This window comes from Streptomyces sp. NRRL F-5135, assembly GCF_000719775.1.
In the GTDB taxonomy this organism is placed as follows: Bacteria; Actinomycetota; Actinomycetes; order Streptomycetales; family Streptomycetaceae; genus Streptomyces; species Streptomyces hebeiensis.
Genome location: NZ_JOHR01000004.1, coordinates 97658 through 122892 on the forward strand (window position 1 = coordinate 97658; position 25235 = coordinate 122892).

24 protein-coding genes and 1 pseudogene are annotated in these 25235 nt (G+C 70.9%); 9 read left to right on the plus strand and 16 right to left on the minus strand.

Annotated elements, in window-relative coordinates; translation table 11 throughout:
* Positions 1–54 precede the first annotated feature (54 nt).
* On the minus strand, positions 55–492 hold the full coding sequence (locus IG02_RS0107295; RefSeq protein ID WP_030743249.1) for a MarR family winged helix-turn-helix transcriptional regulator: 438 nt from the start codon (positions 490–492) through the stop codon (positions 55–57).
* A 111-nt stretch (positions 493–603) separates the two neighbouring features.
* On the opposite strand from IG02_RS0107295, the gene IG02_RS0107300 reads away from it, so the two are divergent.
* Together IG02_RS0107300 and mltG are read left to right on the plus strand one after the other, a co-directional pair.
* A complete protein-coding gene (locus IG02_RS0107300) occupies positions 604–2571 on the plus strand; it encodes an ABC transporter ATP-binding protein (RefSeq protein WP_078854275.1) in 1968 nt (655 codons plus the stop codon).
* 198 nt (positions 2572–2769) lie between these two features.
* The gene (gene mltG, locus IG02_RS0107305) at positions 2770–3639 is read left to right on the plus strand and encodes an endolytic transglycosylase MltG (RefSeq protein WP_030743252.1); all 870 of its coding nucleotides are present in this window, start codon (positions 2770–2772) and stop codon (positions 3637–3639) included.
* A gap of 101 nt (positions 3640–3740) precedes the next feature.
* Here the strand turns inward: mltG and IG02_RS0107310 are convergent, their stop codons facing one another.
* The 6 genes from IG02_RS0107310 to IG02_RS43820 form a co-directional block, all read right to left on the minus strand.
* Positions 3741–4892: an NAD(P)-binding domain-containing protein gene (locus IG02_RS0107310; RefSeq protein WP_030743253.1), complete on the minus strand. Its 1152-nt coding sequence runs from the start codon at positions 4890–4892 to the stop codon at positions 3741–3743.
* 200 nt (positions 4893–5092) lie between these two features.
* Positions 5093–6301, minus strand: a complete 1209-nt coding sequence (locus IG02_RS0107315) for an LLM class flavin-dependent oxidoreductase (protein WP_030743254.1) — start codon at positions 6299–6301, stop codon at positions 5093–5095.
* Entirely contained in the window at positions 6301–7338 is a 1038-nt protein-coding gene (locus tag IG02_RS0107320) for an ABC transporter substrate-binding protein (protein ID WP_030743256.1), read from the minus strand. The genes IG02_RS0107315 and IG02_RS0107320 overlap by 1 nt, the downstream gene beginning before the upstream one ends.
* A 183-nt stretch (positions 7339–7521) precedes the next feature.
* Positions 7522–8280, minus strand: a complete 759-nt coding sequence (locus IG02_RS0107325) for an ABC transporter ATP-binding protein (RefSeq protein WP_030743258.1) — start codon at positions 8278–8280, stop codon at positions 7522–7524.
* Complete coding sequence (locus tag IG02_RS0107330; protein ID WP_030743261.1) at positions 8253–9122, minus strand: ABC transporter permease; 870 nt, start codon at positions 9120–9122, stop codon at positions 8253–8255. Before IG02_RS0107330 ends, IG02_RS0107325 begins: the two co-directional genes overlap by 28 nt.
* 286 nt (positions 9123–9408) lie before the next feature.
* Positions 9409–9492 carry a putative leader peptide gene (locus IG02_RS43820; protein ID WP_313884353.1) on the minus strand — a complete coding sequence of 28 codons (84 nt, stop codon included), beginning with the start codon at positions 9490–9492 and terminating at the stop codon, positions 9409–9411.
* A gap of 93 nt (positions 9493–9585) precedes the next feature.
* On the opposite strand from IG02_RS43820, the gene IG02_RS0107335 reads away from it, so the two are divergent.
* Positions 9586–10008, plus strand: a complete 423-nt coding sequence (locus IG02_RS0107335) for a secondary thiamine-phosphate synthase enzyme YjbQ (RefSeq protein WP_030743263.1) — start codon at positions 9586–9588, stop codon at positions 10006–10008.
* Positions 10009–10045: 37 nt separating this feature from the next.
* Here IG02_RS0107335 and IG02_RS42615 read toward each other — a convergent pair.
* The 4 genes and pseudogenes from IG02_RS42615 to IG02_RS0107350 form a co-directional block, all read right to left on the minus strand.
* Positions 10046–10258: pseudogene (locus IG02_RS42615) on the minus strand (transposase); the annotation flags it as partial.
* Between the two features lie 156 nt (positions 10259–10414).
* Entirely contained in the window at positions 10415–11338 is a 924-nt protein-coding gene (locus tag IG02_RS0107340; protein WP_030743265.1) for an RNA polymerase sigma-70 factor, read from the minus strand.
* A gap of 47 nt (positions 11339–11385) precedes the next feature.
* A complete protein-coding gene (locus IG02_RS0107345) occupies positions 11386–11862 on the minus strand; it encodes a carboxymuconolactone decarboxylase family protein (RefSeq protein ID WP_030743267.1) in 477 nt (158 codons plus the stop codon).
* 245 nt (positions 11863–12107) lie between these two features.
* The gene (locus IG02_RS0107350; RefSeq protein WP_051764624.1) at positions 12108–12638 is read right to left on the minus strand and encodes an ISAzo13-like element transposase-related protein; all 531 of its coding nucleotides are present in this window, start codon (positions 12636–12638) and stop codon (positions 12108–12110) included.
* A gap of 246 nt (positions 12639–12884) precedes the next feature.
* On the opposite strand from IG02_RS0107350, the gene IG02_RS0107355 reads away from it, so the two are divergent.
* The 3 genes from IG02_RS0107355 (at position 12885) to IG02_RS42620 (ending at position 15872) form a co-directional block, all read left to right on the plus strand.
* Positions 12885–13448 (plus strand): DUF6461 domain-containing protein, encoded by a 564-nt coding sequence (locus IG02_RS0107355; RefSeq protein ID WP_030743271.1) that lies wholly within the window; start codon positions 12885–12887, stop codon positions 13446–13448.
* A 352-nt stretch (positions 13449–13800) separates the two neighbouring features.
* Positions 13801–14763: a phosphotransferase family protein gene (locus IG02_RS0107360; protein ID WP_030743273.1), complete on the plus strand. Its 963-nt coding sequence runs from the start codon at positions 13801–13803 to the stop codon at positions 14761–14763.
* 650 nt (positions 14764–15413) lie between these two features.
* Positions 15414–15872 (plus strand): TetR/AcrR family transcriptional regulator, encoded by a 459-nt coding sequence (locus IG02_RS42620; RefSeq protein ID WP_234314643.1) that lies wholly within the window; start codon positions 15414–15416, stop codon positions 15870–15872.
* 58 nt (positions 15873–15930) lie between these two features.
* Here the strand turns inward: IG02_RS42620 and IG02_RS0107370 are convergent, their stop codons facing one another.
* The gene (locus IG02_RS0107370; protein ID WP_030743275.1) at positions 15931–16512 is read right to left on the minus strand and encodes a TetR family transcriptional regulator; all 582 of its coding nucleotides are present in this window, start codon (positions 16510–16512) and stop codon (positions 15931–15933) included.
* Between the two features lie 138 nt (positions 16513–16650).
* Between IG02_RS0107370 and IG02_RS0107375 the strand changes: the two genes are divergently transcribed.
* Together IG02_RS0107375 and IG02_RS0107380 are read left to right on the plus strand one after the other, a co-directional pair.
* On the plus strand, positions 16651–17955 hold the full coding sequence (locus tag IG02_RS0107375) for an MFS transporter (RefSeq protein ID WP_051764626.1): 1305 nt from the start codon (positions 16651–16653) through the stop codon (positions 17953–17955).
* Between the two features lie 189 nt (positions 17956–18144).
* Entirely contained in the window at positions 18145–19143 is a 999-nt protein-coding gene (locus IG02_RS0107380; protein WP_030743279.1) for an STM4015 family protein, read from the plus strand.
* Positions 19144–19461: 318 nt separating this feature from the next.
* Here IG02_RS0107380 and IG02_RS0107385 read toward each other — a convergent pair whose 3' ends face one another.
* Positions 19462–20463 (minus strand): D-alanyl-D-alanine carboxypeptidase family protein, encoded by a 1002-nt coding sequence (locus IG02_RS0107385; protein ID WP_030743282.1) that lies wholly within the window; start codon positions 20461–20463, stop codon positions 19462–19464.
* 330 nt (positions 20464–20793) lie between these two features.
* Entirely contained in the window at positions 20794–21198 is a 405-nt protein-coding gene (locus IG02_RS0107390) for a DUF5997 family protein (RefSeq protein ID WP_030743284.1), read from the minus strand.
* Between the two features lie 58 nt (positions 21199–21256).
* On the opposite strand from IG02_RS0107390, the gene IG02_RS0107395 reads away from it, so the two are divergent.
* Positions 21257–22042: a LysR family substrate-binding domain-containing protein gene (locus IG02_RS0107395; RefSeq protein WP_030743286.1), complete on the plus strand. Its 786-nt coding sequence runs from the start codon at positions 21257–21259 to the stop codon at positions 22040–22042.
* Positions 22043–22197: 155 nt separating this feature from the next.
* Here IG02_RS0107395 and IG02_RS0107400 read toward each other — a convergent pair whose 3' ends face one another.
* Together IG02_RS0107400 and malX are read right to left on the minus strand one after the other, a co-directional pair.
* Positions 22198–23442, minus strand: a complete 1245-nt coding sequence (locus IG02_RS0107400; protein WP_051764628.1) for a MalY/PatB family protein — start codon at positions 23440–23442, stop codon at positions 22198–22200.
* Positions 23443–23444: 2 nt separating this feature from the next.
* Positions 23445–25112 carry a maltose/glucose-specific PTS transporter subunit IIBC gene (gene malX, locus IG02_RS0107405; protein ID WP_030743290.1) on the minus strand — a complete coding sequence of 556 codons (1668 nt, stop codon included), beginning with the start codon at positions 25110–25112 and terminating at the stop codon, positions 23445–23447.
* Positions 25113–25235: the final 123 nt, after the last annotated feature.

The following is a 25235-nucleotide window of genomic DNA, read 5'->3' on the forward strand; positions in this document are numbered from 1 at the left end:
GGGCAGGGGCAGATTCAGGGACCGGGGGCTGGGACGGCGGCGGGCGCCGTGACGTCAGCGCTCGGCGCCCGAGCCGATCAGCGTGTCCAGCAGGCCGCCGAGCACCTCGCGCTGTTCCTGTGTGAGCGGGGCCAGGATGTCCTCGGCCGCCGACCGGCGCGCCGTGCGCAGGGAGCGCAGCGTGCTCCGCCCGTTCGAGGTCAGCTCGATCCGTACGACCCGGCGATTGACGGGATCGGGCGCGCGGCGCACCAGTCCGCTCGTCTCCAGGCCGTCGACCAGCGAGGTCACGGCGCGGGGGACCACTTCGAGGCGGGCGGCGAGATCGGCCATGCGCGGCGGCCGGTCGTAGCAGGCGACGGTCCGCAGCAGGCGGGCCTGGGCCGGGGTGACGCCGATCGGTTCGAACTGCTGCCTCTGGAGGCGGTGGAGCCTGCGGGTCAGGCGCAGCAACTGCTCGGCGAGCATGCCGTCGGCGTCGGGGGTGGTCATGACGGGAACAATATCAGGACGTGGTTCATTGTGAACATAGGTAACGGTCGGCTATGCTCGCCGTGCGCCCGTTTCCGTCCGTATGATCCCCTCCGCTCTTCGAAGGAGCCCATGAAACACACGACATCCTCTTGGACGCCCTCGCCCCGACCAGGGCCGCCGGGCCGGCCGGAGCCGCCCGCCGAGGTACGGCGCATCCTCCGGTTGTTCCGTCCCTACCGCGGCCGACTGGCGCTCGTCGGGCTGCTCGTCGCGGCGTCGTCGCTGGTCTCGGTCGTCTCGCCGTTCATGTTGCGCGAGATCCTCGACACCGCGATCCCGCAGGGCCGTACGGGCCTGCTCAGCCTGCTCGCCCTCGGCATGATCCTCACCGCCGTGGTCACCAGCGTCTTCGGCGTGCTCCAGACGCTGATCTCCACGACGGTCGGCCAGCGGGTCATGCACGACCTGCGCACCGGCGTCTACGCGCAGCTCCAGCGCATGCCGCTCGCCTTCTTCACCAGGACCAGGACGGGCGAGGTCCAGTCCCGCATCGCCAACGACATCGGCGGCATGCAGGCGACCGTCACCTCCACCGCGACCTCCCTGGTCTCCAACCTCACCGCCGTCGTCGCCTCGATCGTGGCCATGCTGGCCCTGGACTGGCGGCTCACGGCCGTGTCGATGCTCCTGCTGCCGGTGTTCGTCTGGATCAGCCGCCGGGTGGGCCGGGAGCGCAAGAGGATCACCACGGACCGCCAGCGGCAGATGGCCGCCATGGCCGCCACCGTCACCGAATCGCTCTCGGTGAGCGGCATCCTCCTCGGACGCACGATGGGCCGCGCCGACTCGCTCACCAAGTCCTTCGCGGACGAGTCCGAGCGGCTGGTCGACCTGGAGGTCCGTTCCAACATGGCGGGCCGGTGGCGGATGTCGACCATCGGGATCGTCATGGCGGCCATGCCCGCCGTCATCTACTGGGCGGCGGGCCTCACGCTGCAGACCGGCGGCGGAGCCGTCTCCATCGGCACGCTCGTCGCGTTCGTCTCGCTCCAGCAGGGACTGTTCAGGCCCGCGGTGAGCCTGCTCTCCACAGGGGTGGAGATGCAGACCTCGCTCGCGCTCTTCCAGCGCATCTTCGAATACCTCGATCTGCCCGTCGAGATCACCGAGCCGGAGCGGCCGGTCGCCCTCGGCACGGTCCGCGGCGACGTCCGGTTCGACGGCGTCGACTTCGCCTACGACTCCAAGGACGCACCGACGCTCCAGGAGGTCGACCTCACGGTCCCGGCCGGCGGCAGCCTCGCCGTCGTGGGCCCCACCGGCTCCGGGAAGTCGACGCTCAGCTATCTGGTGCCCCGGTTGTACGACGTGACGGGCGGCCGGGTGCTGCTCGACGGCGTGGACGTCCGTGACCTCGGCTTCGCGACCCTGTCCCGGGCGGTCGGCGTGGTGTCCCAGGAGACGTACCTCTTCCACGCCTCCGTCGCGGAGAACCTGCGCTTCGCCAAGCCGGACGCCACCGACGAGGAGTTGGAGACGGCTGCCAGGGCCGCTCAGATCCATGACCACATCGCGGCCCTGCCGGACGGCTACGACACGCTGGTCGGCGAGCGCGGCTACCGGTTCTCCGGCGGTGAGAAGCAGCGGCTGGCGATCGCCCGCACCATCCTGCGCGACCCGCCCGTGCTGATCCTGGACGAGGCGACCAGCGCCTTGGACACCCGTACGGAACAGGCCGTGCAGCGGGCCATCGACGCGCTCTCCGAGGGGCGTACGACGATCACCATCGCGCACCGGCTCTCCACCATCCGGGACGCGGACCAGATCGTGGTCCTGGACGCCGGGCGGATCGCGGAGCGAGGCACGCACGAGGAACTGATGCGGCGGGACGGACGCTACGCGGCCCTGGTCCGCAGGGACAGCAGGCCCGCGCGAACGGCGGCGGAAGCGGAAGCCGGGTCGCAAGCGGCAGAGGTATCCGAGACGGACGCCGGGGAAGGCGCGGAGCCGGAGGTCGTGGGAGGCACCGGAGACGGCCGGGCGCCCGCGTCCGGGACGGCACGAACCCCCGGCGACCTGGCACCGGTCGTGCCGTAGGGCCGGACCGGGCCGATTCAGGGCCGATCCGGGGCGGTCCGGAGCGGTCCGGCGCGGTCCGGAGCGGTCCGGAACGGCGCTTGTCCGAGCGGCGCGTGAGCCGTCCGTATGCCTTCGCCTGTGCCGTCCGTATGCCGTCCGTGTCGCCCGCGCCTCAGGTGCCCGGATCGATGATCACACCGGGTTAGCGTGCGCCCCATGACGAACGAGCCTCGCGGGCCGGCGGGGGTGCGGCGGCGCGGTCGGCGACCCCGGCTGACGCGCCGCGGCCGACTGGCCCTGTCGGTGACGGCGGCGCTCGCGGCCGTCTCGGCCGTGCTGGTGCCCGTCCTGCTGGGGGACGAGGCGGAGGACACCGCCGAGCCGCGCACGAAGACCCTGCTCGTGCCCGAGGGACGGCGTGCGAGCCAGGTGTACGCCTCCGTCGACCAGGTCCTCCGGGTACCCGGCGGCACCACCGAAAAGGCGGTGCACACCACCGAACTCGCCCTTCCGGAGGCCGCGCGGGGCAACCCGGAGGGCTATCTCTTCCCGGCCACCTACCCGATCCACGCCTCGACGACCCCGGCCGGGCTGCTCCGCTACATGGTGAACACCGCGAACCAGCGGTTCGGCGGGGCCCGGATCAGCGCGGGCCTCCAGCGGAACGGTGTGACGGGGTACCAGGCGGTCACCATCGCCAGCATCGTGCAGGCGGAGGCCGGGACGGCGGCCGACATGGCCAAGGTCTCGCGGGTGGTGCACAACCGGCTCGCCCTCGGCATGCCGTTGCAGATGGACTCGACCCTCAACTACGCGCTGGGCCGCTCCACGCTCGACACCACGCACCGCGACACCAAGACCGACAGCCCGTACAACACCTACGCCCACAAGGGCCTGCCGCCCACGCCGATCGGGAATCCGGGGGAGGAGGCCATGGAGGCGGCGCTCAATCCGTCACGCGGGGACTGGCTGTACTTCGTCACGGTGAAGCCCGGCGACACCCGCTTCACCACGCGGTACGCCGACCACCGGCGCAACGTCGAGGAGTTCAACGCCCACCGCAGGGGCGCGGCCGGCCCCGGATGACCCGCGCGGAGGACCGTGGAGGGAGCGGCGACGGCGCGCACGGAGCGGCCGGAGGGCGGACGGTCGCCCGGGACGCGCAGGCATAGCCGGGGAACGGGCGCTCAGGCGGCGCTCCCCGCGCCGACGTTCTCGCTGTTCCCCCGTGTGCCCTCCGCGCCGTCCGGTGCGCCTCCGGCGGCGGGTGCCAGGAGCCGGACGATCTCGTGCACCGCCGCCCGGCCCGCCCGGTTCGCGCCGATCGTGCTGGCGGAGGGACCGTAGCCGACGAGGTGGACGCGGGGGTCGTGGACCACCCGTGTGCCCGCCATCCGGATCCCGCCGCCCGCCTCGCGCAGCCGCAGGGGCGCGAGGTGCCCCAGCGCGGGGCGGAATCCGGTGGCGTAGACGATGGCGTCGGCGTCGAAGGTGGTGCCGTCAGGCCAGTGCACCCCGTGTTCCGTGACGCGGTCGAACATGGGGCGCCGGTTCAGGACGCCCCGCGCCCGGGCCCGCCGGACGGCCTCCGTCAACGGCAGCCCCGTCACCGACACCACACTGCGCGGCGGCAGCCCGTTCCGTACCCGCTCCTCGACGAGCGCGACGGCTGCTCGCCCCCGCTCCTCGTCGAACGGGCCCTCGCGGAAGACGGGCGGCCGGCGCGTCACCCAGGCGGTCTCGGCCGCGACCTCCGCGATCTCCATCAGATGCTGCGTGCCGGACGCGCCGCCGCCCACCACGACCACCCGCAGCCCGGCGAACTCCGCCGGCCCGCGATAGTCCGCGGTGTGCGACTGGCGGCCCCGGAAGACGTCCTGGCCCGGGTAGCGCGGCCAGAAGGGCCTCTCCCAGGTGCCGGTGGCGTTGATCAGGGCCCGGGCGGCCCAGGTCCCCTCGGAGGTCTCGACCAGCAGCCGGCCGCCCGCCGTGGGCCCCCCGCGCCCGTCGTCGCGGACGGCCGACACCTCGACCGGCCGGTGGACACGGAGCCCGAACCGCCGCTCGTACTCCGCGAAGTACGCCCCGATCACCTCGGCGGACGGGCGGTCGTCATCGGCCGGGCCCGTGACCAGCTCCATGCCGGGGAGCGCGTGCATGCCGTGCACCTTGCCGTACGTCAACGACGGCCAGCGGAACTGCCAGGCGCCGCCCGGGCGCGGGGCGTGGTCGAGCACGACGAAGTCCCGGTCGGGCTCGAGCCCGGAGCGCCGCAGATGGTGGGCGCCGGACAGGCCCGCCTGCCCCGCGCCGATGACCACGACATCGATGGTGCGCACCCCGGGCCGGACCCGCGGCGCCACGTGCGGCCGTGTGTCCGCCCGTGCCGCCTGCGTGCGTGGTGGCCGCGTCCGTGCCGCCTGTGCCGGCACCTCCTGCGTCCGTGTCCGCGCCTGTGCCCGCGCTCCGAAGCTGTTCACGGTGGCGCCAACCGCGCGGAGGCCGGGAATCTTCCCCGCCGACAGGGGCCGTGCCCCGCTCAGCGTCCCCCGGCCACCAGCAGCGGAGCGCCGCCGGGCGCGGACGCGGGGCGCCCGTTCCGCGCCGGAACTCCCAGCAGCGGGGAGGCCGGGACCTGGGCCAGCAGCCCGCGTGCCGCCAGCAGCGGCGTCACCCCCTCCCCGAACCAGTACGCCTCCTCCAGATGCGGGTAGCCGGAGAGCACGACGTGCTCGATCCCCAGCTCGTGGTACTCCTCGATCCGGTCCGCCACCTCGTCGTGGCTGCCCACCAGCGCGGTGCCCGCGCCGCCGCGTACCAGACCGACGCCCGCCCACAGGTTGGGCGAGATCTCCAGCTTGTCCCGCGAACCGCCGTGCAGGGCCAGCATCCGCTGCTGTCCCACCGACTCGCTCCGGCCGAGCGCGCGCTGCGCCGCGGCGACGGTCTCCGGGTCGAGGTCGTCCAGCAGCCGGTCCGCGGTCGCCCAGGCCTCCCGGGAGGAGTCGCGCGAGATGGTGTGCAGGCGGATGCCGAAGCGGACCGTACGGCCCCGCTCCTCGGCCAGCGAGCGGATCCAGTCGATCTTCTCCTTCACCTGCGCCGGGGGCTCGCCCCAGGTGAGGTACACATCGGCGTGCTCGGCCGCCACCGGCCCCGCGGCGGCCGACGAACCACCGAAGAAGATCTCCGGCAGCGGGTCGGGCGGCAGCGCGGTCAGCCCGCCCTCGACCTGGAAGTGCTCACCGTCGAAGTCGTACGGCCTGCCGCCCCAGACCCCCCGCACCACCGACAGGAACTCCGCCGTCCTGGCGTAGCGCCGGTCGTGGTCGAGATGGTCACCGAAACGGCGCTGCTCGGTCGCGTCGCCGCCGGTCACCACGTTGAGCAGCAGCCGCCCCCGGCTGACGCGCTGGAAGGTGGCCGCCATCTGCGCCGCCAGCACCGGGGAGATCAGCCCCGGCCGGAAGGCGACCAGGAACTTCAGCCGCTCGGTCTGCTGCGCCAGCGCCGTCGTCGTCAGCCACGCGTCCTCGCACCAGGTGCCGGTCGGCGTCAGCACGGCCTCGAAGCCGAGGTGTTCGGCCGCTTTGGCGATCTGCGCCAGGTACTCGACGTCGGGCGGGCGGATCCCGCTGACCGGGGTGTTCGCGGAGCGCGAGATGCCCCCGTCGGTGTACGCGTGGCGGTCCACCAGCGTACGTCCGTCGCCGCCGGTCGGCAGGAACCAGTGCAGGTGAACGCTCATCAGGAAGAGGCCTTTCCGTAGGTGCGCGCCGGCGAGGTGGACGGCGGCAGATTCTTGTTGAAGCGGTTGTCCACGAAGTCCGCGAAGTCGAAGCGGCGGGGAATGAGCTTGAGCTCCGCGAAGGTGTCGGCGATCTCCTGCTCGGAACCGATCGCGGCCTTGTCCAGCGCGACCGGCCTGCGGGTGCCGTTGCTGCGCTTCACCGCGTCCAGGGCCACTCCGTACGGCATTCCGGTGTCCTTGGCCCAGACCTCGGCCCAGTCCTCGGGATGCTCGAAGGCCCAGTCCTGCGCCCGGCGGAGCCGGTCGACGAAGTCGCCGATCGCGGCGGCCTTCTTCTTGTCCTCCAGGGCGGCGGGTGCGGCGACCTGGAAGTTCAGGCCGTTGACGACGCCCCGGCCGTCGGTCAGCACCCGGCCGAGCCCGCCGTGCAGCACCTGGCTGGTGTACGGGTCCCAGACGGACCAGGCGTCCACCTTGCCGCTGGTGAACGCGGCGAGCGCGTCGGCCGGCTGCAACAGCCTGACCTTGACGTCCTTGACGGTGAGACCGGCCTTCCGGAGCGAGGCGATCAGCTGGTAGTGCGCCGAGCTGCCCTGGGCCACGGCGACCGTCTTCCCCCTGAGCTCGGACGTCTTCCTCAGGGGCGAGTCCTCGCGCACGAGGATCGTGTCGCCGCGCGCGTCCCCGTGGGTCGCGGCCACGACCTTGATCTTCGAGCCGGCTCCGGCGGCGAAGACGGGCGGGGTGTTGCCGACGGAACCGATGTCCACGGCCCTGGCGTTCACGGCTTCGAGCAGCGGCGGACCGGAGGTGAAGGTCGACCACGTGACCTTGTAGGGAAGGTCGTCGAGCTCACCGGCGGCGCGCAGGATCGCTTCGGCGCCGCCTTTCTGGTCACCGACCTTGAGGGTGAGGGACCCCTTGCCGTCGGTCCTGCCGTTCGTACCACCGGATCCGTCGGCGGAGGAGGCGCCGGAGCAGGCGGAGAGGAGGAGGGCGACGGGGAGGAGGGTCGCGGCGAGAAAACGCTTCATGGAGGGTGGCTTTCCTCGGTGTGGGGGAGCGCGGGCAGCCGGTGCGCCACACGGGGGCGGCTGGGTACCGGCCGCCCCGGGGCACCGGTTGTCAGGAGGCGGTGGGGCCGTCAGATCGCGGTGGGGCCGCCAGGAGGCTGTCGGCCGTCAGGAGGCTGTGGGCCGTCAGGAGGTGGTGGGCCGTCATGAGGAGGCGGCCGGCTCGTCCACTCCCAGTTCGGTGAGCAGGCGGGACCGGAGCGGGCCGAAGCCGGGGTCGCCGACCGCGCGTGGACGGTCCAGTCCGACCGGGGTCTCGTACGCGATGACACCGTCCCGCATGACCAGCGCGCGGTCCGCGAGCAGCAGTGCCTCGTCGACGTCGTGGGTCACCAGCAGGACCGCGCAGCCACGCCGTTGCCACAGCTCCGCCACCAGTCGCTGGGCCTTGATCCGCGTCAGCGCGTCCAGCGCGCCGAACGGCTCGTCGAGCAGCAGCAGGTCCGGCTCCCGTACGAGCGCTCTCGCCAGTGAGGCACGCTGGGCCTCGCCGCCCGAGAGGGTCTTGGGCCACGCGCCGGAGCGGTGGCCGAGGCCGACCTCGTTCAGGGCGCGCTCGGCCAGCGCGCGGTCGGGCCGTCCGTCGAGCCCGAGCAGCACATTGCGCCAGACGCGCTTCCACGGCATCAGCCGAGGGGCCTGGAAGGCGACCGCGCGGCGCTTGGGTACGAGGACCGTGCCGCTGATGTCACGGTCCAGCCCGGCCAGCACCCGCAGCAGGGTCGACTTGCCGCAGCCGCTGCGGCCCAGCAGGGCGGTGAACTCACCGGGACGCAGGGTGAGATCGAGCCGGTCGATCACCGGCCGGCCGTCGAAGGCGCGGGTCAGCCCCTCGACCCGGACCGCCGGGGTCGCGGCCGGGCCCTCGACCGTGCTCACCGGCCCGTGAATGTCGGTCGCCATTGCAGCAGCAGCCTTTCGAGAGTACGGACGACGGCGTCGGCGATCAGGCCGAGGAAGGCGTAGACGACCAGGCAGACGACGATGACGTCCGTGCGCAGGAAGTCCCGGGCCTGGTTCATCAGGAAGCCGATCCCGGCGTCGGCGTTGATGGACTCGCCGAAGACGAGGGCGAGCCACGCGGTGGCGAGCGAGTACCGCAGCCCGGTCATCGCCCCGGGCAGCGCGCCCGGCAGCACGACATGCCGGATCAGTCCCCAGCGGCCGAGCCCCAACGACTGCCCGGCCTCCACGAGTTGTTCGTCGACGCCGCGGATGCCCGCGTACACGTTGAGGTAGAGATGGAACGCGACACCGAGTGCGATGAGGGCCACCTTGGGGGCCTCGCCGATGCCCAGCCAGATGATGAAGAGCGGGATCAGACCGACCCACGGCACGGTCCGCAGCATCTGGACGACCGGGTCGACCAGGTCCTCGCCGAGCCGGGAGAGCCCGGAGGCCAGCGCGAGCGACACGCCGGCCACCGCTCCGAACAGCAGTCCCACGACCACCCGTTGGAGCGAGATGGCCATGGCGGACCCGAGGGTACCGTCGGAGATCAGCTCGCCGGCGGCGGTGGCGATGGTCCCGGGCGAGGCGAGGATGTCGCGGTGCAGCACACCGGTCGCGCTGAGCACCTGCCACAGGAGCAGAAGAAGCAGCGGCCCGACGACGCGCCGCAGCCAGCGGGGCACGGCATGGCGCCAGGAGCGGGTGGCGGCGGACGGGACGACCGGTTCCAGGGCGAAGGGCGGTTGATCATTCGAAATGGCGGACGTGTCCGGTGGGGCGTGATCGACCGGCATGGGGACTCCGTGCTGGGAGACAGGGGGGATCGCGCGGTCCGGCCGCGACGCGGCACACCGCGGCGCGACACGCCACGGCGTCTCGAGGGACGGCGTCGCGCGAGACGGTGGGGCGGGGGACGGCGGTTCGCGGGACGGTGCGGCGTCGGCCGGAGCCGGCGCGAGTGAAAGGGGCGGGGAGCGGTGAGCGGGACGAGAGCCGCCGACGGGAACGCCGCGTCAGCGACGTGGCGCCGGGATACGCCGAAACGGCGCGCTTCTGCGCGTCAGTACGGTGAAAAGGGCGTCAGCGGCCGCGGCGACACGCGGCGGACGCCACCCGCAGCAGGTCGATGTGACCGCGCGTGGTGAGCAGGGCTGAACGCAACATGGCGCCGAACGTAGCGAGGTATTCCCGACCGGGTCAATGGCGTCTCGGCACGCGGACGCGCGATCCCGCGGCCCGGGCGGGCAGGATGGACCCATGTCGGACTCATTCACCACCAGGATCCTGCACATCACCACCGGCACCGAGGAGGCGGTGACCGACCTGACCGGCGACTGCGAGGCGTTCCTCCGCGACACCGCGGCGGGCCGGGACGGCCTGCTGAACGTGTTCGTACCGCACGCGACCGCCGGCATCGCCGTCCTCGAGACGGGCGCGGGCAGCGACGACGACCTCCTCGCCGCGCTGCGCACCCTCCTTCCGCCCGACGACCGCTGGCGCCACCGCCACGGCACCCCCGGCCACGGCCGCGACCACGTCCTCCCGGCCCTGGTCCCCCCGCACGCCACACTGCCGGTCATCGACGGCCGCCTGGAACTGGGCACGTGGCAGTCCGTCTGCCTCGTCGACACGAACGTCGACAACACCGAGCGCCGGGTGCGGCTGAGCTTCCTCGGCTGACCAAGATCGTTACCCAGGGCCGTGCCGCCATTTCTCCCAGTCGGAAGGTGTGTTCAAGATCGAATCTGCGTAGGAATGCCTGCCGGCGCAGGTCGACGTCCTGGCCGGTCATGCCGGTGCGTGAGGACCGCAGCCAGACCGGTTTCGGGTCACGGTCGCCGGGCAGGTACTGAACCTTCAGCCGGATCAACGTACCCTGAATCAGGGGGAGTTCACCGCAGTGGTCGAGCCAGGGGCCGCGGGCGGTCAGGTGCACGAGCCGGGTGAAGACGTCGCGGCGCGACGTTGCTCGACACCTCGAAGCGTGAAGAACGGCCGTCCTGCTGTCTCAGGAACACACCAAGATCAGCAGGTCGAGTGACCAGCAAGGATAAATGCCAAGCTGAAAGGCCGTCAGTCGACGTGATCAGTCTGGGTGTCGACGGGACTTTTTGAGCTCATGGGAGACCGACCAGGCGTCCGCGACCGGGCCGACGTGGCCCAGCTTGTCCGGATTGAGCACGAGGCGGATCGCCTGGATCTGACCGTCGAGCACGTCGAGCACCATGGTCTGCAGGACCTTGCCGTCCCGGTCGCGGAAGATCGCGCCCGGCTGGCCGTTGATCTCGCGAGGCTCGGTCGTGAGGCCGATCCGGGCCAGCTGGGGGAAGACGGCGGCGAGCAGCCGGGCCACCTTGTCGGCGCCCGCGATCGCCCTGGCCAGCTGCGGGGCCTTGCCGCCCCCGTCGCCGGCCATCGACACGTCGGCGGCGAGCAGCTGCTGCAGGCCGAGGACGTCGCCCTCGCGGAGGGCCTCGAAGAACCGGTCGGCAAGCTCCGCGCGCTCCCTGCGGTCCGCCTCGAAGCGGGGACGGCCGGCCTTCATGTGACGCCGTGCCCGCACGGCCAGCTGGCGGCACGCGTCCTGCGAGCGCCCCACCGCCGAGGCGACCTCGGGGAAGCCGTAGTCGAACACCTCGCGCAGCACGAAGACCGCGCGCTCGAGCGGGCTGAGCCGCTCCAGCAGCAGGAGCGCTGCCGTCGACACGGAGTCGGCCAGCTCCGCCGAGCGCGCCGGGTCCTCGTAAGGGTCGGCGAGCAGCGGCTCGGGGAACCACGGCCCGACGTACTCCTCCCGCCGGACCCGGGCCGACCGCAACACGTCGATCGCGATGCGGGTGACGACGGCGGAGAGGAAGGATTTGACCGAGGCCGGCTGCGTGGGCGAGGCCTCGAACCGCAGCCAGGTCTCCTGGACCGCGTCCTCGGCCTCGCTGACACTGCCCAGGATCCGGTAGGCGATGGAGAACAGTAGCGGCCGCAGCTCCGCGAACTCCTCGACCCTGCTAATTTCCTGACCCCTTCTCGTCTCCTGGTGATCTTCCGTGCTGCTGCCGTTCAGTGCAACTGCCCGGCGACGTAGTCGCCGGCGCACGGCTGGCGGGTGATGATGTTCATCCGGTTCACCATGTTCATGAACGCGATGTGGATCACCAGCGCGGTGAGCCGCTCATCGTCGAAGTGCTTGGCGGCGTTCGCCCACACCTCGTCACTGACCCCCTCGGCCGCGTCCGCGACCCGCGTCCCCTCCTCGGCGAGCGCCAGCGCGGCCCGCTCGGCCTCGGAGAAGACGGCGGCCTCCCGCCACGCCGGCACCAGCGCCAGCTTCACCGGGCTCACCCCGGCGGCGACGGCCTCCTTGGCGTGCATGTCGAGGCAGACGGCGCAGCCGTTGATCTGGCTCACCCGGGTGGACACGAGCTCCTGCAGATCGGCGGGCAGCCCCGACTCCCTGATCACCTTGCCCGCGGACATGAAGTACTTGAGGGCCTTGCCGGAGACGGGAGCGGCGAAGAAGTCGAGTCGCGCGTCCATGGTGTGTTCCTCCGTGCTCGTCAGTTGGTTACACCCACGGGACGAGGCAGCCCGACCGCCAGTGACACGGAGAAATGTGACCTGTGTCACCTCAGTGCGGGGCCGAGGAACAAGCCAGGAATCTCCCATGCAACATCACCTTCACGGACGATGAGATGGACGATATCCGCAGCGCAACGTGCGGGGGCGAATCGGGCGAAAAACTCCCACCCGACGCGGCAGAGGGCCATGTTCGAACGGCGAGGTTAAATCTCAAGCTTAGTATCCACGCTGATCACCGGGGCACCGGCCTTCAGAAAGGCGGCCACCGTGGCGTTCAGGTGCCGAAACTGCGAGTCCAAGTCAGGGTGTTGACTGCCGGCCGGCACCCGCGAGTTGCCCCGCAGGCTGAACCCGGCCGCCTTCAGCAGTGCCGCGACGGTGTCGCGACCCACTTGCCGGCCCTGGGCGGCGAGCTGGTCCACGAGGCGGCGCAACGACTTCGTCGTCCACGTCAGCGGCTTCATCGGATCGCCCTGCGTACTGTCCTCCACCAGCTCCAGCAGGGCCGGCACCAGACCCGGGTCCCTGTCCGCCAGAGCCGGGCGCCCTGCCCCCGGCCGCCGTACCCGCCCGTGCGGCTCCTCGCTCGCATCGAGTTCGGCCAGGCCGCAGCTGACACAGCCCTTCGAGACCCCCGCGACCCGTGCCGCCGCGGCGACCCCACCGTGCCCCAGCTGCCGGGCCTCCGCACCGTAGAGGATCCGGCGCTGCCGCTCATCCGGATACGGCGTCACCGCCTTGAGCCTTCGCCCGTAACGACCCCGTTCGATCCATCAAAGCGCCTCATACCATATGAACGAGCCCAACTACCCCAAGCAACCCACTAATTCATCGACGGCCCCGTGGGGGGGCAACGGTACAGTTCTGGTGATCCATGCGAACAGACCTGCAGCCCGCCGACCCGCTGCCCGAGTGTCGGTGAGGGCGCGCCGTGCCGCCCCAGTGGAAGACGTGATGCAGTGACGGAATCATCCTTGGCCATGTGTGTGCCGTCGGATCACTTCGGCCTTACGTGTGTACGGGATGTCTCGCCGGACGAGGTGCTGGCCCGCTTGAGCGTCACGGATCAGGCACCGTACCCGCTCTGCACCCCTGGCGAGGCTGTCCGGCGCTTGGGATTCGGCCACGAGAACCCCGCGGCCCGTATCTGCCAGGCCGGTCAGTGGACCTTCCTTCTCGACGTCGACGCCCACGGTTTGCTGCTCCAGACCCCGGTGCTCACGCGCCTGTCGGTTGGGACCGAGGCAGTTTCAGTCTGGAATGTGTTGGATGGTACGACCCGGATCGGGCACGCGCGAGGAGGAGAACTGCTGGCCTCCTACGACGCCTGGCACTTCGAGCCGCCCGAGGGCGCCGATCCGTCGTTCCTCAACCAAGCCCTCACGGACGCAGGTTTCTTCCTGGACGAGAACTGGGAGTCTGGCGAGTGGGAGCCGTCCGGTGCCGCGTTGCTCCTGCTGGAGCGAGAGTTCGGCCTGACGCTGTCCTCCGGGACGGTTGAGAGTCCCCTGCCGACCGTCAGCCTCAACGACCTGCGAGGCTGAACCGCCGAAGTCCATTGGCGAAAGCCAGGTCAGAAGGTGATGCTCAGCCAGAACGGGTCATTGTCTTCGAGCCGCGCGCTGACCACGAAGCCGCCGTAGGTCGACCCCAGGTCTGAGTTGAGCGCTCCGGGTATATGCCGCGTACGCACTTCTCACTGACGGTGACGGTCCCCACCGTGGTGAAGGTGGGCCAGTCCACCGCAACGTCACCGGTGGTAGCCGTGCGGACTGTGCCACAGCTCGATTCGAGTGCCTGAATGGTGCCTGCGGCAGCTGCGAGAGGAGCACAGGGTTGCCATCGCCTCCGACGAAAGCTTTTGCGTGTTCCGTCGTCCGGTGATGAGGTGGCACGGTGACCGACCATGACGAGGTGGCGGCTGTCCGGCCGTTGACACTGGCTTGGGTGAGCCGGCACCTCAAGGTCGGCGAATGGATCGTCAAGACCGAGGCGCTGTATGGCGGTATCACTGCCGAAATGCGGAGGCTGACCATCGGCACGCGGGACGGAGGCACCCGTGATCTGGTGTTGCGGACCTTCGTCGACCCGTTCTACGTGGAGCGCGCCGAGGACGGGCTGAACAGGGAGGCTGACGCCCTGGCCCTGCTCACGGGGACTGGTGTGCCGGCTCCTGGACTGGTCGCGGTTGATCCGACCGCCGCGCATTGCGAGTATCCATCGCTCCTCATGACGCATCTGGAGGGCCGGACGTTCCTCGACGATGAGGGAGTGGAGACGCGCGTTGCTCTGCTGGCCCGCCAGCTCGTGGCGATCCACGCGTTGCGGCCCGTCGACCGGCCCCGGGAGTATGTGGCGTTGACGACCGCCGACACCGTCGTGGTTCCGAAGGGCGCCGACGCGGCGGCGTGGTCCGCGGCGATCAACGTGATCCGCAGGCCCCCGCCGCGCTATGAAGGGCGATTCCTGCACCGGGACTTCCAACCCGGCAACGTGCTGTTCGACATGCCGCCCGCGAGGCCGGCAGGTGCCCGGATCACCGGTGTCGTCGACTGGGCAGTCGCCTCCTGGGGCCCGGCAGATCTTGATGTGGCGCACTGCTCCGTGAATCTCGCGCTGCTGCATGGCCCCGCGTGGGGTCTGCGGTTCCCTGAGGCGTATGAGGAGGCCGGCGGGGTGCTGGCCACGGACGCGAACGAGCGGCTGTACTGGCAGGTCCGGGACGGGCTGGCGTCCTCAGGAGAAGTGAAGCAGATGTCGCAGCCATGGCGGGAGGCCGGGAGGACAGATCTGACGACGCGGACCGTGGAGGAGCGGCTGGATGCCTATGTCACCGCCCTGATGGACACGCTGGACTGAGCCAAAGCAGCCCGGGCCGCGGGCCCAGAGACGAGCGCCGGGCGCGGCTGCCACGTCTGCGGAGCCGATCGCACACCCGCATCAGGGCATCCCCGAGTACGGGCCTGGATCCCGGCCGACACCTCCGTGACGCCTCCGAGCCGAACAGCAATATCACTCGCTGTAACAGCTCCCCAAGATCTGTGACAGAACCTGAACTGTGACCTTCTGCCGGCGGTCAAAACTGACTCACTTCGTGGCATCCATACCTCCGGCGGTGGGGGACCTGGCGGTGCCACGCCATTGGAGCCTGGAGATCACCCCGCGCGGACTGGACGGCACTCAAGGCGCCAACTCCAACGTGTTCGGTGACCGGCGCCTCCGACGGCCACGAGATCACCGGACACGGCTTCGCCGATGTCGTCGGACACTGAGGTTTGCGGCGAGGAGTGCTTTGAACGAGATGACCTCTCCGCGCGGCCGATGGACCGTGGGCCGGCATTCGCTGCCGCGTCGGGAGGTCACCATCGGCGACAATGCCGCCTCTCGGCGCCGAGCGTCGTACGCCACCACACCGGCCCGGCGGGCGCAGATCGTCCGTGCCGCGCTCGCAAGCTTCGCCGAGCACGGGTTCGAGCGGGCCTCGCTGCGTGACATCGCCGCGCGCGGGCATGACGCACGCCGCTCTGCCGCGCCACTTCTCCGGCAAGGAGGACCTCCTCCTCACCGCCCTCGCCCAGCGGGAAGCACGCGACGAGGAACAGGCCGACCGGATCCTCGCGTCGGGGACCGCCGGTTCCGCGGTACTGGGCGAGATCCTGGCCGACGAGTTCGCGGATACCGACTATGTGCGCAGCTGGCTCGCTCTCGCCATCGCGGCGACCAACCCCGCCCACCCGGCGCACGAGTACGTCGCCCGTCGGCGAGAGCGGTTGCGCATGCGGTTGCGCAGCGGTTCCCCGCGCACGGTGCACAGCAGCCCGGAGTTGACCGTCGACGACAGGGCAGTCATGGTGCTCGCCATGATGGACGGACTGCGGATCCAAGCCCTTCTCGATCCCTCGAACGATCCGCTGCGACTGCTGGAGCCCTTCATGCGGATGGTCATCATCCCGACGAAGAGCGAATAGCCCGGCACTCCGACCGTCACGACTGGGGTTCCCGTAGGGGAGGACAGTGTCCAGGCCTTCAGGGCCGACAGTCGACCCGGCCTCGCGAACCGTTCGAAGGCAGCGACGCCACCGCACGAGCGATCTCCTGACGGAGCTGGTCCATACCGAAGTCGGCGCCGAGCACCATGCGCCGCAGCTGTGGCATGGCGACGCTCCAGCTCGCGAGGGCGAGGGTGAAGAACACGCGCGCACGGGCGTCGTCGTCCGAGTCGCCGGCCTGCGCCGCGGTCACCTTGTCCTTGTAGTGCAGGGTGCGCTCCTCCTCCGCGGGGACCAGCTCGTCGCCGATCTCCAGGGCCTCCCACATCACCAGGCGAAGGGCCTCGGGGCGGGCTCGGTGGTACTCGAAGAGCCGCTCGGCATAGCCGGGCAGGTCCTCCGACGGGGGGACGGCCTCGGCCAGTTCGACGAGGCAACGCTCCAGCACCACGGCGAAGAGCTTCCTCTTGTCGCCGAAGTAGTCGTAGATCGCGCGTTTGTTGGCCTTGGCGGCGGTGGCGATGCGGTCGACGCGAGCGCCCGCCACCCCATGGGCCGCGAACTCAGCGGTCGCCGCCGTGATGATGCGCGCTTTGGTCGCCGCGGAGTCGTATGCCATGCGTGCATGGTAACGAACCAGTTCGTTTGACCTTCGCGAAACGACGTGTCACGCTCGTCCGGTCAATTAAACCAACTAGTTCGCTCGATCACGTCCCCTGGACGGGACGGCCTACGTCGACAGGAGCACTCGGTCGTGATGTCCCGCAGCACACCAGCCGCGTCCCCCGCGCCGACGGCCCTCGGCCGCGGGCTTCCGCTCGTCATGGCGCTGGCCTGCGGTGTCACCGTGGCCAACGCGTACTTCCCGCAGGCCATCACACCCCTCATCGCGCGGAGTCTCGAAGTCTCCGACGGCACAGCCGCCACCCTCGCGACGCTGACCCAGCTCGGCTACGCCGTCGGGATCTTTCTGCTCGTTCCGCTCGGGGACCGCCTGCCGCGGCGGCCCCTGATCACCGTGCTGCTCGCGGTGACCAGCCTGGCGCTGCTGATCGCGGGGCTCGCCCCCGGGACCGGTCTGCTGCTCGCCGCCGGTACGCTGGTCGGCCTGGCCACCGTCGTGCCGCAGATCCTCCTTCCCATGGCGGCCGGGCTGGTCGAACCGGAGCGGCGCGGCAGCGTGATCGGCACCCTGCAGGCCGGGCTGATCGGCGGCATCCTGCTGGCCCGTGCCTTCGGCGGTGTTCTCGGTGAGCACCTGGGCTGGCGGGCCCCGTATCTGGTCGCCGCCGTGCTCACGGCGCTGCTCGCCGTGGTGCTCTGCGCCACCCTGCCCACGACCGTCCCCGCCGTCCGTGACGGCTATCCGGAACTCCTCGCCCACACCCTGCGCATGCTGCGCAGGGAGAAGGAGCTGCACCGGTCCGTGGTCTTCCAGATCACCCTCTTCGGAGGGTTCAGCGCCGCCTGGACCGCGGTGGCGCTGTTGATCACCGGGCCGCGCTACGACATGGGCACCCAGGCCGTGGGCGTGCTCGCCCTGGTCGGCGCGGGCGCCATGTTCCTCGCCCCCGCGGCCGGGAACTGGGTGGACCGATACGGCCCCGACCGCGTCAACCTGTGGTGTGTCGCGGGCGGGCTCGCCGCGGCGGGGGTGCTGGCGGTCGGCGCGCTCGGCGGCACACCCGGGCTCGTGGCTCTTGCCGCCGGGCTGCTGCTGATCGACGTGGCGGTGCAGTGCGGACAGGTCGCCAACCAGGCCCGAATCTTCGCCCTGCGCCCGGAAGCGCACAGCCGGCTCAACACGGGCTATATGACCTGCTCGTTCCTCGGTGCGAGCGCCGGGTCGTGGCTCGGGGTCCGCGCCTACACCCACGTCGGCTGGTGGGCGGTCTGCGCGCTCATCGCACTCGCCGTGGCCTCGTCCATCGCAACGTACCTGGTCGGGGGCCGCGGGCGCCGGACCGCCGGGACCGCCCCGGAACTCGCCATCAAGTCGGAGCCGGCCGAGCCCAGCTCGAACTCTCTTTCCCTTCGTCACCCTTCTGAGGACACGCGATGAACGACACATCCCCCACCAACGCCGGCATGGCGACAAGTGGCTCGGGGCCGACACCATAGAGCCCCAGGGGGCGGCCGGCTGCCCGGAAGGGTGAGCCTCGGCGTTGTCACTTGCCGCTGGTAGAACTGCCGTGCAGGTCAAGGGCGCTGGACGCGCCGGATACCTCGGACGGCGGGAGCGGGCAGGCACATGCGAACCAGGGACGACCACCTCACCGAGCTCTACGGGCTCCCCGCCTTCACGTTCCCCGAGGAGCGGGACGCGGCCGGCGTCCTGCTGCCCGAGGCCGACGCCGTGGCCTGGCGGATCGGATACGAGCGAGGGACCACCGGCGAGCTGTGGCGTGACACCTTCGAGCGGCTGTGCGCGGCCGTGGACAGCGCGCGCATCCGCGCGCTGATCATCGGCATCTGGGGAGACCCGGAGGACACCGAACCCGACGAGGTCATGAGGGCGCTCCTGGGCGCGCGGGACCGGCTGACCGGGCTGCGATCCCTCTATTTCGGCGACATCACCGACGAGGAGTGCCGGATCTCCCGGATCGGCCAGACCGACGTCACGCCGCTGCTCGCGAGCTATCCGGCCCTGGAGGAGTTCTCGGTCCGGGCCGGCGAGTCCTACGACATGCAAGGGCTGCACCCGCTCAGGTTCCCCCACATACGCCACGACGCGCTACGCAGGCTCGTCGTCGAGAGCGCGGGGCTGCGCGGCCACGTCCTGCGCGGGGTGGGCGAGAGCGAGCTGCCCGCGCTGGAGCATCTCGAACTGTGGCTGGGGGCGCGCGAGGACGGGGGCGACGGCGAGATCGCCGACCTCGCGGGGATCCTGTCCGGAAACCGGCTGCCGCGGCTGCGGAGCCTCGCCCTGCGTAACAGCGAGATGCAAGACGAGGTCGCGGCGGCCGTGGGGGCCGCGCCCATCGTCGCCAGCCTCGACGTGCTCGACCTGTCGCTCGGCACACTGACCGATACCGGCGCCGAGGCGCTGCTCGGCGGGCAGCCGCTGACCCATCTCAGGAAGCTCGACCTGCACCACAACTACCTGAGTGAGCCGATGAGACAGCGTGTCCGGGACACGCTCGAACCGGCCGGCGTCGAAGTCGACCTCGACCCATCCGACGCCGAGGCGGACGAGGACGAGCACGGCGTGCCGGTGCCCAGCATCAGTGTGGGCCCGCTCACTTACTGACCGTCTTGCCGGGCGCGCTACCGGCCCGGATCCCTCCGGCGCCGCCCTGGCGTTCCGGCCGGTCCGGGCACGCCCGCCCATCGCCGGCCGGCTCGGCTGAGCGTCCTGGCCCGCCGGCCGGTTCGTCGGGATCCGCCGCTGCTTGATCGCGCTTGTGTCGCTCCGGTGCGGTGACTCGTGGGGCGGGCGAGCCGGATTCCGAGGGCGGTGGCGGACCACGTGCGACGCGGAAGGCCCCGCTCGTCCGCGAGTGTCGGGACGGGCGGGGGTCCGCGGCGCCGCACGTGGTACGCGCTCGGCTCCGAGAGAGCTGCCTGATCAGCGGGCGAAGCCCCAGTCGAGCATCTTGGTGGCGTCGGCGAACCGGTCCTTGTCGGCCTTGAGGATCGCGCCGACCAGGGTGCGGTTGTCCCGCTCGGCGGCGAAGACGAGGGCGTAACCGGCCTCCGGGCCGCTGCCGGTCTTGATGCCGAGGGCGCCTTCGTAGCTGCCCAGCAGTTCGTTGGTGTTGACCCAGGTGTAGTACCGGGTACGGCCGTTGGCCGCCGGCGCCTCGGTCTCGTACTGCTTGTTCTGCACGACGTCGGCGAACACGGGCTGGAGCATCGCGCGCTGGCCGAGCTTGGCCAGGTCGCGCGCGGTGCTGCGGTTGTCGCCGTGTGAGATGCCGTCGTAGCTGTCGAAGTGCGTGCCGGTCAGGCCCAGCGCTTGCGCCTCGGCGTTCATCTGGTTCACGAAGTCGGCGATCCGCGCGTCCTCGGTGTCCCCGGAGCCGAAGTTGTCGGCCAGGGCCCGCGCGGCGTCCGCGCCGGAGGGGATCAGCATGGCGTGCAGCAACTGCCGGACGGTCAGCGTGTCGCCGGTCTGGAGGTCGGCCGTACTGGCGCCGGTCTCCTGGACGTAGTCCCGGTACTCCTGCTTCACCGCGATCTGCCGGTCCAGCCATTCCGGGTGCTTGAGCACCACCATGGCGGTCATGATCTTGGTGGTGCTGGCCATCGACACGCTCTCGTCGGCCTTGGCCCCGGCCCACATCTCCCGCTCCTGGCTGCCGTCGCGGGCGTCCAGCAGGAAGGCGTGGTCGGCCTTGACGTCGGGGACGGCCTGGTCTCTCGTGTCCGGCGCGCCCTGGCTCCGGTCGGCGGGAGTGGTGGTCTCGCCGCTCGGCAGGCCGTTCTCGTCAACGGTCTGTGTGGCACTGGGGGTGGCCGCCTGGGCGAGCCCGCCGGCGGTGACCGGCAGGACGGCCCCGAAAAACGCGACCGTCGCGATCCGGGCCCCGGTCCGGTGTATTCGGTTGGGGCGGGCGTGGGAACCCATAGGCATTCCTTCTCCCGGCGCGGGGCGCCGGCTTGTAGGGGGAACTCGGTGCATACCGAACTTACTTGCGCCTCAACACCGACTGTCAAGATCGCTTTGTCATGGTCGGGTAACAGGGTTGACATACGTGCAGGTCTCGTGCAGAGGGCTGGTAGGGCCTATGGAGCGGCTCGCGCACGGTATTCGGCCGACTCCACCGGGCAGTGGTGGGCGGCCGGCGCCCGCCCACCCGGCCAGGGCCTGTCCCGACACACGAAAAGGCCGGCCGGTGCGACATTCCGTCGCACCGGCCGGCCTCATGGGACCGGCTGACCCCGTCAGGGGCGGATGTCAGCGACCCGGTCGCCCGGGGCGGTCGTCGCCATCCGCGTCCCTCTCCTTGATCCGCGCCATTTCCTTCCGTACCTCGGCCTGGACGGCGCGCTCCTTCTCCAGCCATTCGGGCCGGTCCCTCTTCAAGGCGTCGATCTGCTCGGTGGTGAGGGGGTCCGTGACCCCGCCGCGTGCGAGACCCGCGATGGAGGTACCCAGCTTCGCCGCGACGACCGGACGGGGATGGGGGCCGTCGCGGCGCAGTTCCCGCAGCCACTCGGGTGGATCGGCCTGCAGCGCGTTCAGTTCGGCTCGCGAGACGACGCCCGCCCGGAACTCGGCGGGGGTGGCCTCGAGGTACACACCCAGCTTCTTCGCCGCGGTCGCGGGCTTCATCGTCTGAGTGGTCTGGTGCGACTTCATGGTGCCGAGAATATCGAGCGTGTGCTCGGCCTCCGACCACGCCCGGTAGCCTGGGGGAGTGACAGGCTCGGAAGTGTCCCCTTCGTTCCGGCTCGCGTACGTCCCGGGAGTGACGCCCAACAAGTGGGTGCGGATCTGGAGCGAGCGGCTACCCGAAGTGCCCCTGACCCTCGTCGCGGCGTCCGCTGCCGAGGCATCCGGCCTCCTGCGCGGCGGCGGCGCCGACGCGGGTCTCGTGCGGCTGCCGGTCGACCGGACCGTCCTCAACGCGATTCCCCTCTACACCGAGACGACGGTGGTCATCGTCCCGAAGGACCACGTCGTGGCGGCGGTCGACGAGGTGTCCGTCGAAGATCTGGCGGACGACATCGTGCTGCACCCCCTGGACGACGTGCTCGACTGGGAACGTCCGCCGGGACGGCCCGCGAACGAGCGCCCCGCCACGACGGCGGACGCCGTGGAGCTGGTGGCGGCCGGAGTGGGACTGCTCGTCGTGCCGCAGTCGCTCGCTCGCTCGCACCACCGCAAGGACCTCACGTACCGGCCGGTCACGGACGCTCCCGAGTCGCAGGTCGCGCTGTCGTGGCCCGAGGACGCGACCACCGACCTGGTGGAGGACCTCATCGGGATCGTCCGCGGGCGTACCGTCAACAGCACACGGGGCCGCAAGCAGGCCTCGGCGCAGCCGGCGCGCGACCGTCCGGATACGGGCGGCGCGCGGCGGAAGCCCGCGACCGGCAAGACGGCCGGCAAGTCGACGGGCAGGTCGACCGGCAAGAGCCCACGCGGCGGTTACGGCGGTCCCAAGGGCTCCAAACGCGGCAGGCCGCGCCGCCGGTCGTAGCCTCCTCGCCGCCGAGCGAGCGCGCTCTTCCCGGTGGCCTTCTCCGTGGTGTGGTCGACGAGGTCGGTGGGGGCGGCGGCGACAGCGGCGGCGCCGTGCCGGGCGATCACGTGTGTCGGCCGCTCCCGGCCGGATGGCGTGGATCACAGAGGGGATCAGGCCAGGGGCGTGGGCGTCGGCGGGCCTTGCGGATCCGGCGGCCGCTCCGCGTCGGTGAGGCGGCGCAGGGCACGGATCAGGGCGTCGACACCCGCCGCCGCCTTGGCGCGGGGGCACCCCACGTTCAGCCGGACCCGTCCCGGGGATCCGTAGACGGCCCCCGGCATGATGGCCACCTTCTCCACCTGGATCAGCTCGCGTTGCAGCGCGTCGTCGTCGACACCCAACGGGCGCAGATCGATCCAGGCGAGGTACCCGGCCTGCGGCGGCTCCCAGCCGAGTCGCGGGAACGCCGCCCGGAGCCGCTCGGCCACCAGGGCGAGATTGTCCGCGAGGTACCCGCGCAGCGCGTCGAGCCAGGGGCCACCCTCGTCGTACGCCGAGATGTGGCCCACCAGGGACAGCACCGCGGGGGAGGAGAGGCCGTCCGCCTCCTTCAGCTGTCTCAGGTACGCGTCGCGTGACGCGGGATCGCCGATGATGCCGTAACTACCGGTGAGAGCCGGGATGTTGAAGGACTTGGAGGCCGAAGTGAGCACCGCCCAGCGGCCCGTGCCGCCGTGCCGGGCCCAGGGGCTGTGGACATGCGGGGCGTGCGCCAGGTCGGAGTGGATCTCGTCGCTGATGACCGCCACGTCGTGCCGTGCGCACAGCCGTGCCATCCGGTCCAGTTCGTCCACGGACCAGACCCTGCCCGTGGGGTTGTGCGGCGAGCACAGCAGCAGTACGGCCGTGTCGGGCCGCGCCAGCAGCCGTTCCAGTCCGGCCCAGTCGTCGAGCGGGCACTCCCGCAGCCGCCGCCCGTTGGCCGCCACGGTCTTGGGGAACGCGTCGTACATGGGGGTGTGCGCGACGACGCCCTCGCCCGGCCGGGACCACAGCCGCAGCAGCTGTGACAACTGGTAGACGACGGAGGGGCCGTAGACGATCTGCCCGGGATCCACGGTCGTCCCGTGCCGCGACGCGTACCAGCGCGTGATCGCGGAGAGGAAGTCGTCCTGACGCCACCGCGAGTAGCCGAGGACCCCGTGCTCCAGGCGGCCCCGGAGCGCTGCCAGGATCTCCGGAGCGGTCTCGAAGTCCATGTCGGAGATGGTGAACGGCAGCAGGCCGGGGACGCCGAAGCGGTCCTCGACGTAGTCCCACTGGGTGCACCAGGTGCCGTGCCGGTCGACGGGCGTGTCGAAGTCGTAGGACGGTCCGCCGGGCCCGCCGGCCGGGCCGGGGGAGGGGTGCGTCATGATCAGCCCACCGGGACCATGGTGGCGAGCGCGTCCTTCACCGACTGGACCTGCGGCCCGATGATGACCTGTACGTTGTGGCCGTCGAGCTTGATGACGCCGAGGGCGCCGAGCTTCTTCAGCCGTGCCTCGTCGACCTTCTCGGCGTCGGCGACGGTCATGCGCAGGCGGGTGATGCAGTTGTCCAGGGACCGGATGTTGTCGGCGCCGCCGATCGCGGCGAGGATGGCGACGGCGTCGTACTTCCCGGCGACCAGCTCGCGGGTGGGCGTCGCCCGCGCGTCGCCGTTCGAGTCGGTGGTCCCGCCGGTCCGCGGTCCCGCGCCGTCCGGCGTGTCCTCGTCGCCCGCCGCGTCCTCGTTGCCTGCCGCGTCCTGGTCGGGCTCCTCCTCGCGGCCCGGGGTCTTGAGGTCGAACCGGGTGATCGCCCAGCGGAAGAGGAAGTAGTAGGCGCCGAACCAGACGGCCGCGATCACCGGCACCAGGTACCACTTGGTCGTCGTGCCCTGCAGGACGCCGAACACCAGCCAGTCGATGACATTGCCGTCGGTGTTGCCGATGAAGACGCCGAGTACCGCCGCGACGAGGAAGCCGAGCCCCACGAGGACGGCGTGGATGAAGTACAGCCAGGGCGCGATGAACAGGAACAGGAATTCCAGCGGCTCCGTGATGCCGCCGACCACGCACGCCACCACACCGGACACCAGGAGGGCCTTGATCCGCGGCCGCATCGTCTTCTTCGCGCAGTGGTACATGGCCAGCGCGGCGCCCGGCAGACCACCCAGGTAGGCCGCCATCTTGCCCTGGGACAGGAAGTGGGTCGCGTCGGTGACGGCGGTGTTCGGGGCGGCCGAGCAGTCGAGCTGCGCGTAGAACATGTTGAGGGCGCCGGAGACGTGTTCACCGCAGACCGCGCCGGAACCACCGACGTCGGTGAAGCGGAACATGGCCACGAGGATGTGGTGGAGGCCGATCGGCCGCAGCAGCACCTCGCCCATGCCGAAGAAGAAGGGCCCGAGGACACCGGTGTGGCCGATGCCGCGGCCCACGGCGTTGATCCAGCCGTTGAACGTCGGCCAGAGCAGCGGGATGAGGAGACCGAGCAGGCTCAGAACGAGCGCCGAGACGATCGGGACGAAGCGCAGGCCGCCGAAGAAGGCCAGCGCGTCAGGCATCCGCTGGGTACGAAAGCGCTGGTGGAGGAGGCTGACAACGATGCCAACGGCCACGGCGCCGAGGAGTCCCGTATCGATGGACTTCACCCCCAGCACATCGGCGATGCCGTAGTGCGCGACCGCTTTCTCGTCCTCGAAGTCGACGCCCTTGGCGGTGAGGTAGAAGTTCACCGCCAGGTTCATGGCGGCGAAGCCGACGAATCCGGAGAAGGCGGCGACTCCCTTGTCCTCACGGGCGAGACCGAGCGGAATCGCCATCGCGAAGAGGACCGGCAGGAAGGTGAAGGCGACGAGCCCGGTGTTGGCCATCCAGGTGAAGACGAGGTGGAAGCCGTCGGCCTTCAGGAAGGGGAGGGTGTCGGCGACGGCTTCGCTGGAGAGCGACGAGCCGATGCCCAGGAAGATGCCGCAGAACGCGAGCAGGGCCACCGGGAGCATGAACGTTTTGCCGAGTCCCTGAAGGAACTCCCAGAGTGCGGCTTTGGTCTTCTGCATGTGCGCGGAACCTTCGGGCATGGACACGTCGGCCTCGGGCGTCCGCAGTGACGAGCGGGGGAGCCGCGGGCAGATCGAGGGGCGGAAAACGGGATGCGGAGGGCCTGCCGTCCCCGTGGGGCG

What these genes read in the sequence shown, in the direction of transcription:
- IG02_RS0107355 (WP_030743271.1), top strand. Translation starts at nt 12,885, where the DNA reads ATGTGTGTGCCGTCGGATCACTTCGGCCTTACGTGTGTACGGGATGTC.
- mltG (WP_030743252.1), top strand. Translation starts at nt 2,770, where the DNA reads ATGACGAACGAGCCTCGCGGGCCGGCGGGGGTGCGGCGGCGCGGTCGG.
- IG02_RS42620 (WP_234314643.1), top strand. Translation starts at nt 15,414, where the DNA reads ATGACGCACGCCGCTCTGCCGCGCCACTTCTCCGGCAAGGAGGACCTC.
- IG02_RS0107330 (WP_030743261.1), bottom strand. Translation starts at nt 9,122, where the DNA reads ATGCCGGTCGATCACGCCCCACCGGACACGTCCGCCATTTCGAATGAT.
- IG02_RS0107375 (WP_051764626.1), top strand. Translation starts at nt 16,651, where the DNA reads ATGTCCCGCAGCACACCAGCCGCGTCCCCCGCGCCGACGGCCCTCGGC.
- IG02_RS43820 (WP_313884353.1), bottom strand. Translation starts at nt 9,492, where the DNA reads ATGTTGCGTTCAGCCCTGCTCACCACGCGCGGTCACATCGACCTGCTG.
- IG02_RS0107315 (WP_030743254.1), bottom strand. Translation starts at nt 6,301, where the DNA reads ATGAGCGTTCACCTGCACTGGTTCCTGCCGACCGGCGGCGACGGACGT.
- malX (WP_030743290.1), bottom strand. Translation starts at nt 25,112, where the DNA reads ATGCAGAAGACCAAAGCCGCACTCTGGGAGTTCCTTCAGGGACTCGGC.
- IG02_RS0107370 (WP_030743275.1), bottom strand. Translation starts at nt 16,512, where the DNA reads ATGGCATACGACTCCGCGGCGACCAAAGCGCGCATCATCACGGCGGCG.
- IG02_RS0107400 (WP_051764628.1), bottom strand. Translation starts at nt 23,442, where the DNA reads ATGACGCACCCCTCCCCCGGCCCGGCCGGCGGGCCCGGCGGACCGTCC.
- IG02_RS0107380 (WP_030743279.1), top strand. Translation starts at nt 18,145, where the DNA reads ATGCGAACCAGGGACGACCACCTCACCGAGCTCTACGGGCTCCCCGCC.
- IG02_RS0107300 (WP_078854275.1), top strand. Translation starts at nt 604, where the DNA reads ATGAAACACACGACATCCTCTTGGACGCCCTCGCCCCGACCAGGGCCG.
- IG02_RS0107335 (WP_030743263.1), top strand. Translation starts at nt 9,586, where the DNA reads ATGTCGGACTCATTCACCACCAGGATCCTGCACATCACCACCGGCACC.
- IG02_RS0107320 (WP_030743256.1), bottom strand. Translation starts at nt 7,338, where the DNA reads ATGAAGCGTTTTCTCGCCGCGACCCTCCTCCCCGTCGCCCTCCTCCTC.
- IG02_RS0107390 (WP_030743284.1), bottom strand. Translation starts at nt 21,198, where the DNA reads ATGAAGTCGCACCAGACCACTCAGACGATGAAGCCCGCGACCGCGGCG.
- IG02_RS0107325 (WP_030743258.1), bottom strand. Translation starts at nt 8,280, where the DNA reads ATGGCGACCGACATTCACGGGCCGGTGAGCACGGTCGAGGGCCCGGCC.
- IG02_RS0107385 (WP_030743282.1), bottom strand. Translation starts at nt 20,463, where the DNA reads ATGGGTTCCCACGCCCGCCCCAACCGAATACACCGGACCGGGGCCCGG.
- IG02_RS0107345 (WP_030743267.1), bottom strand. Translation starts at nt 11,862, where the DNA reads ATGGACGCGCGACTCGACTTCTTCGCCGCTCCCGTCTCCGGCAAGGCC.
- IG02_RS0107295 (WP_030743249.1), bottom strand. Translation starts at nt 492, where the DNA reads ATGACCACCCCCGACGCCGACGGCATGCTCGCCGAGCAGTTGCTGCGC.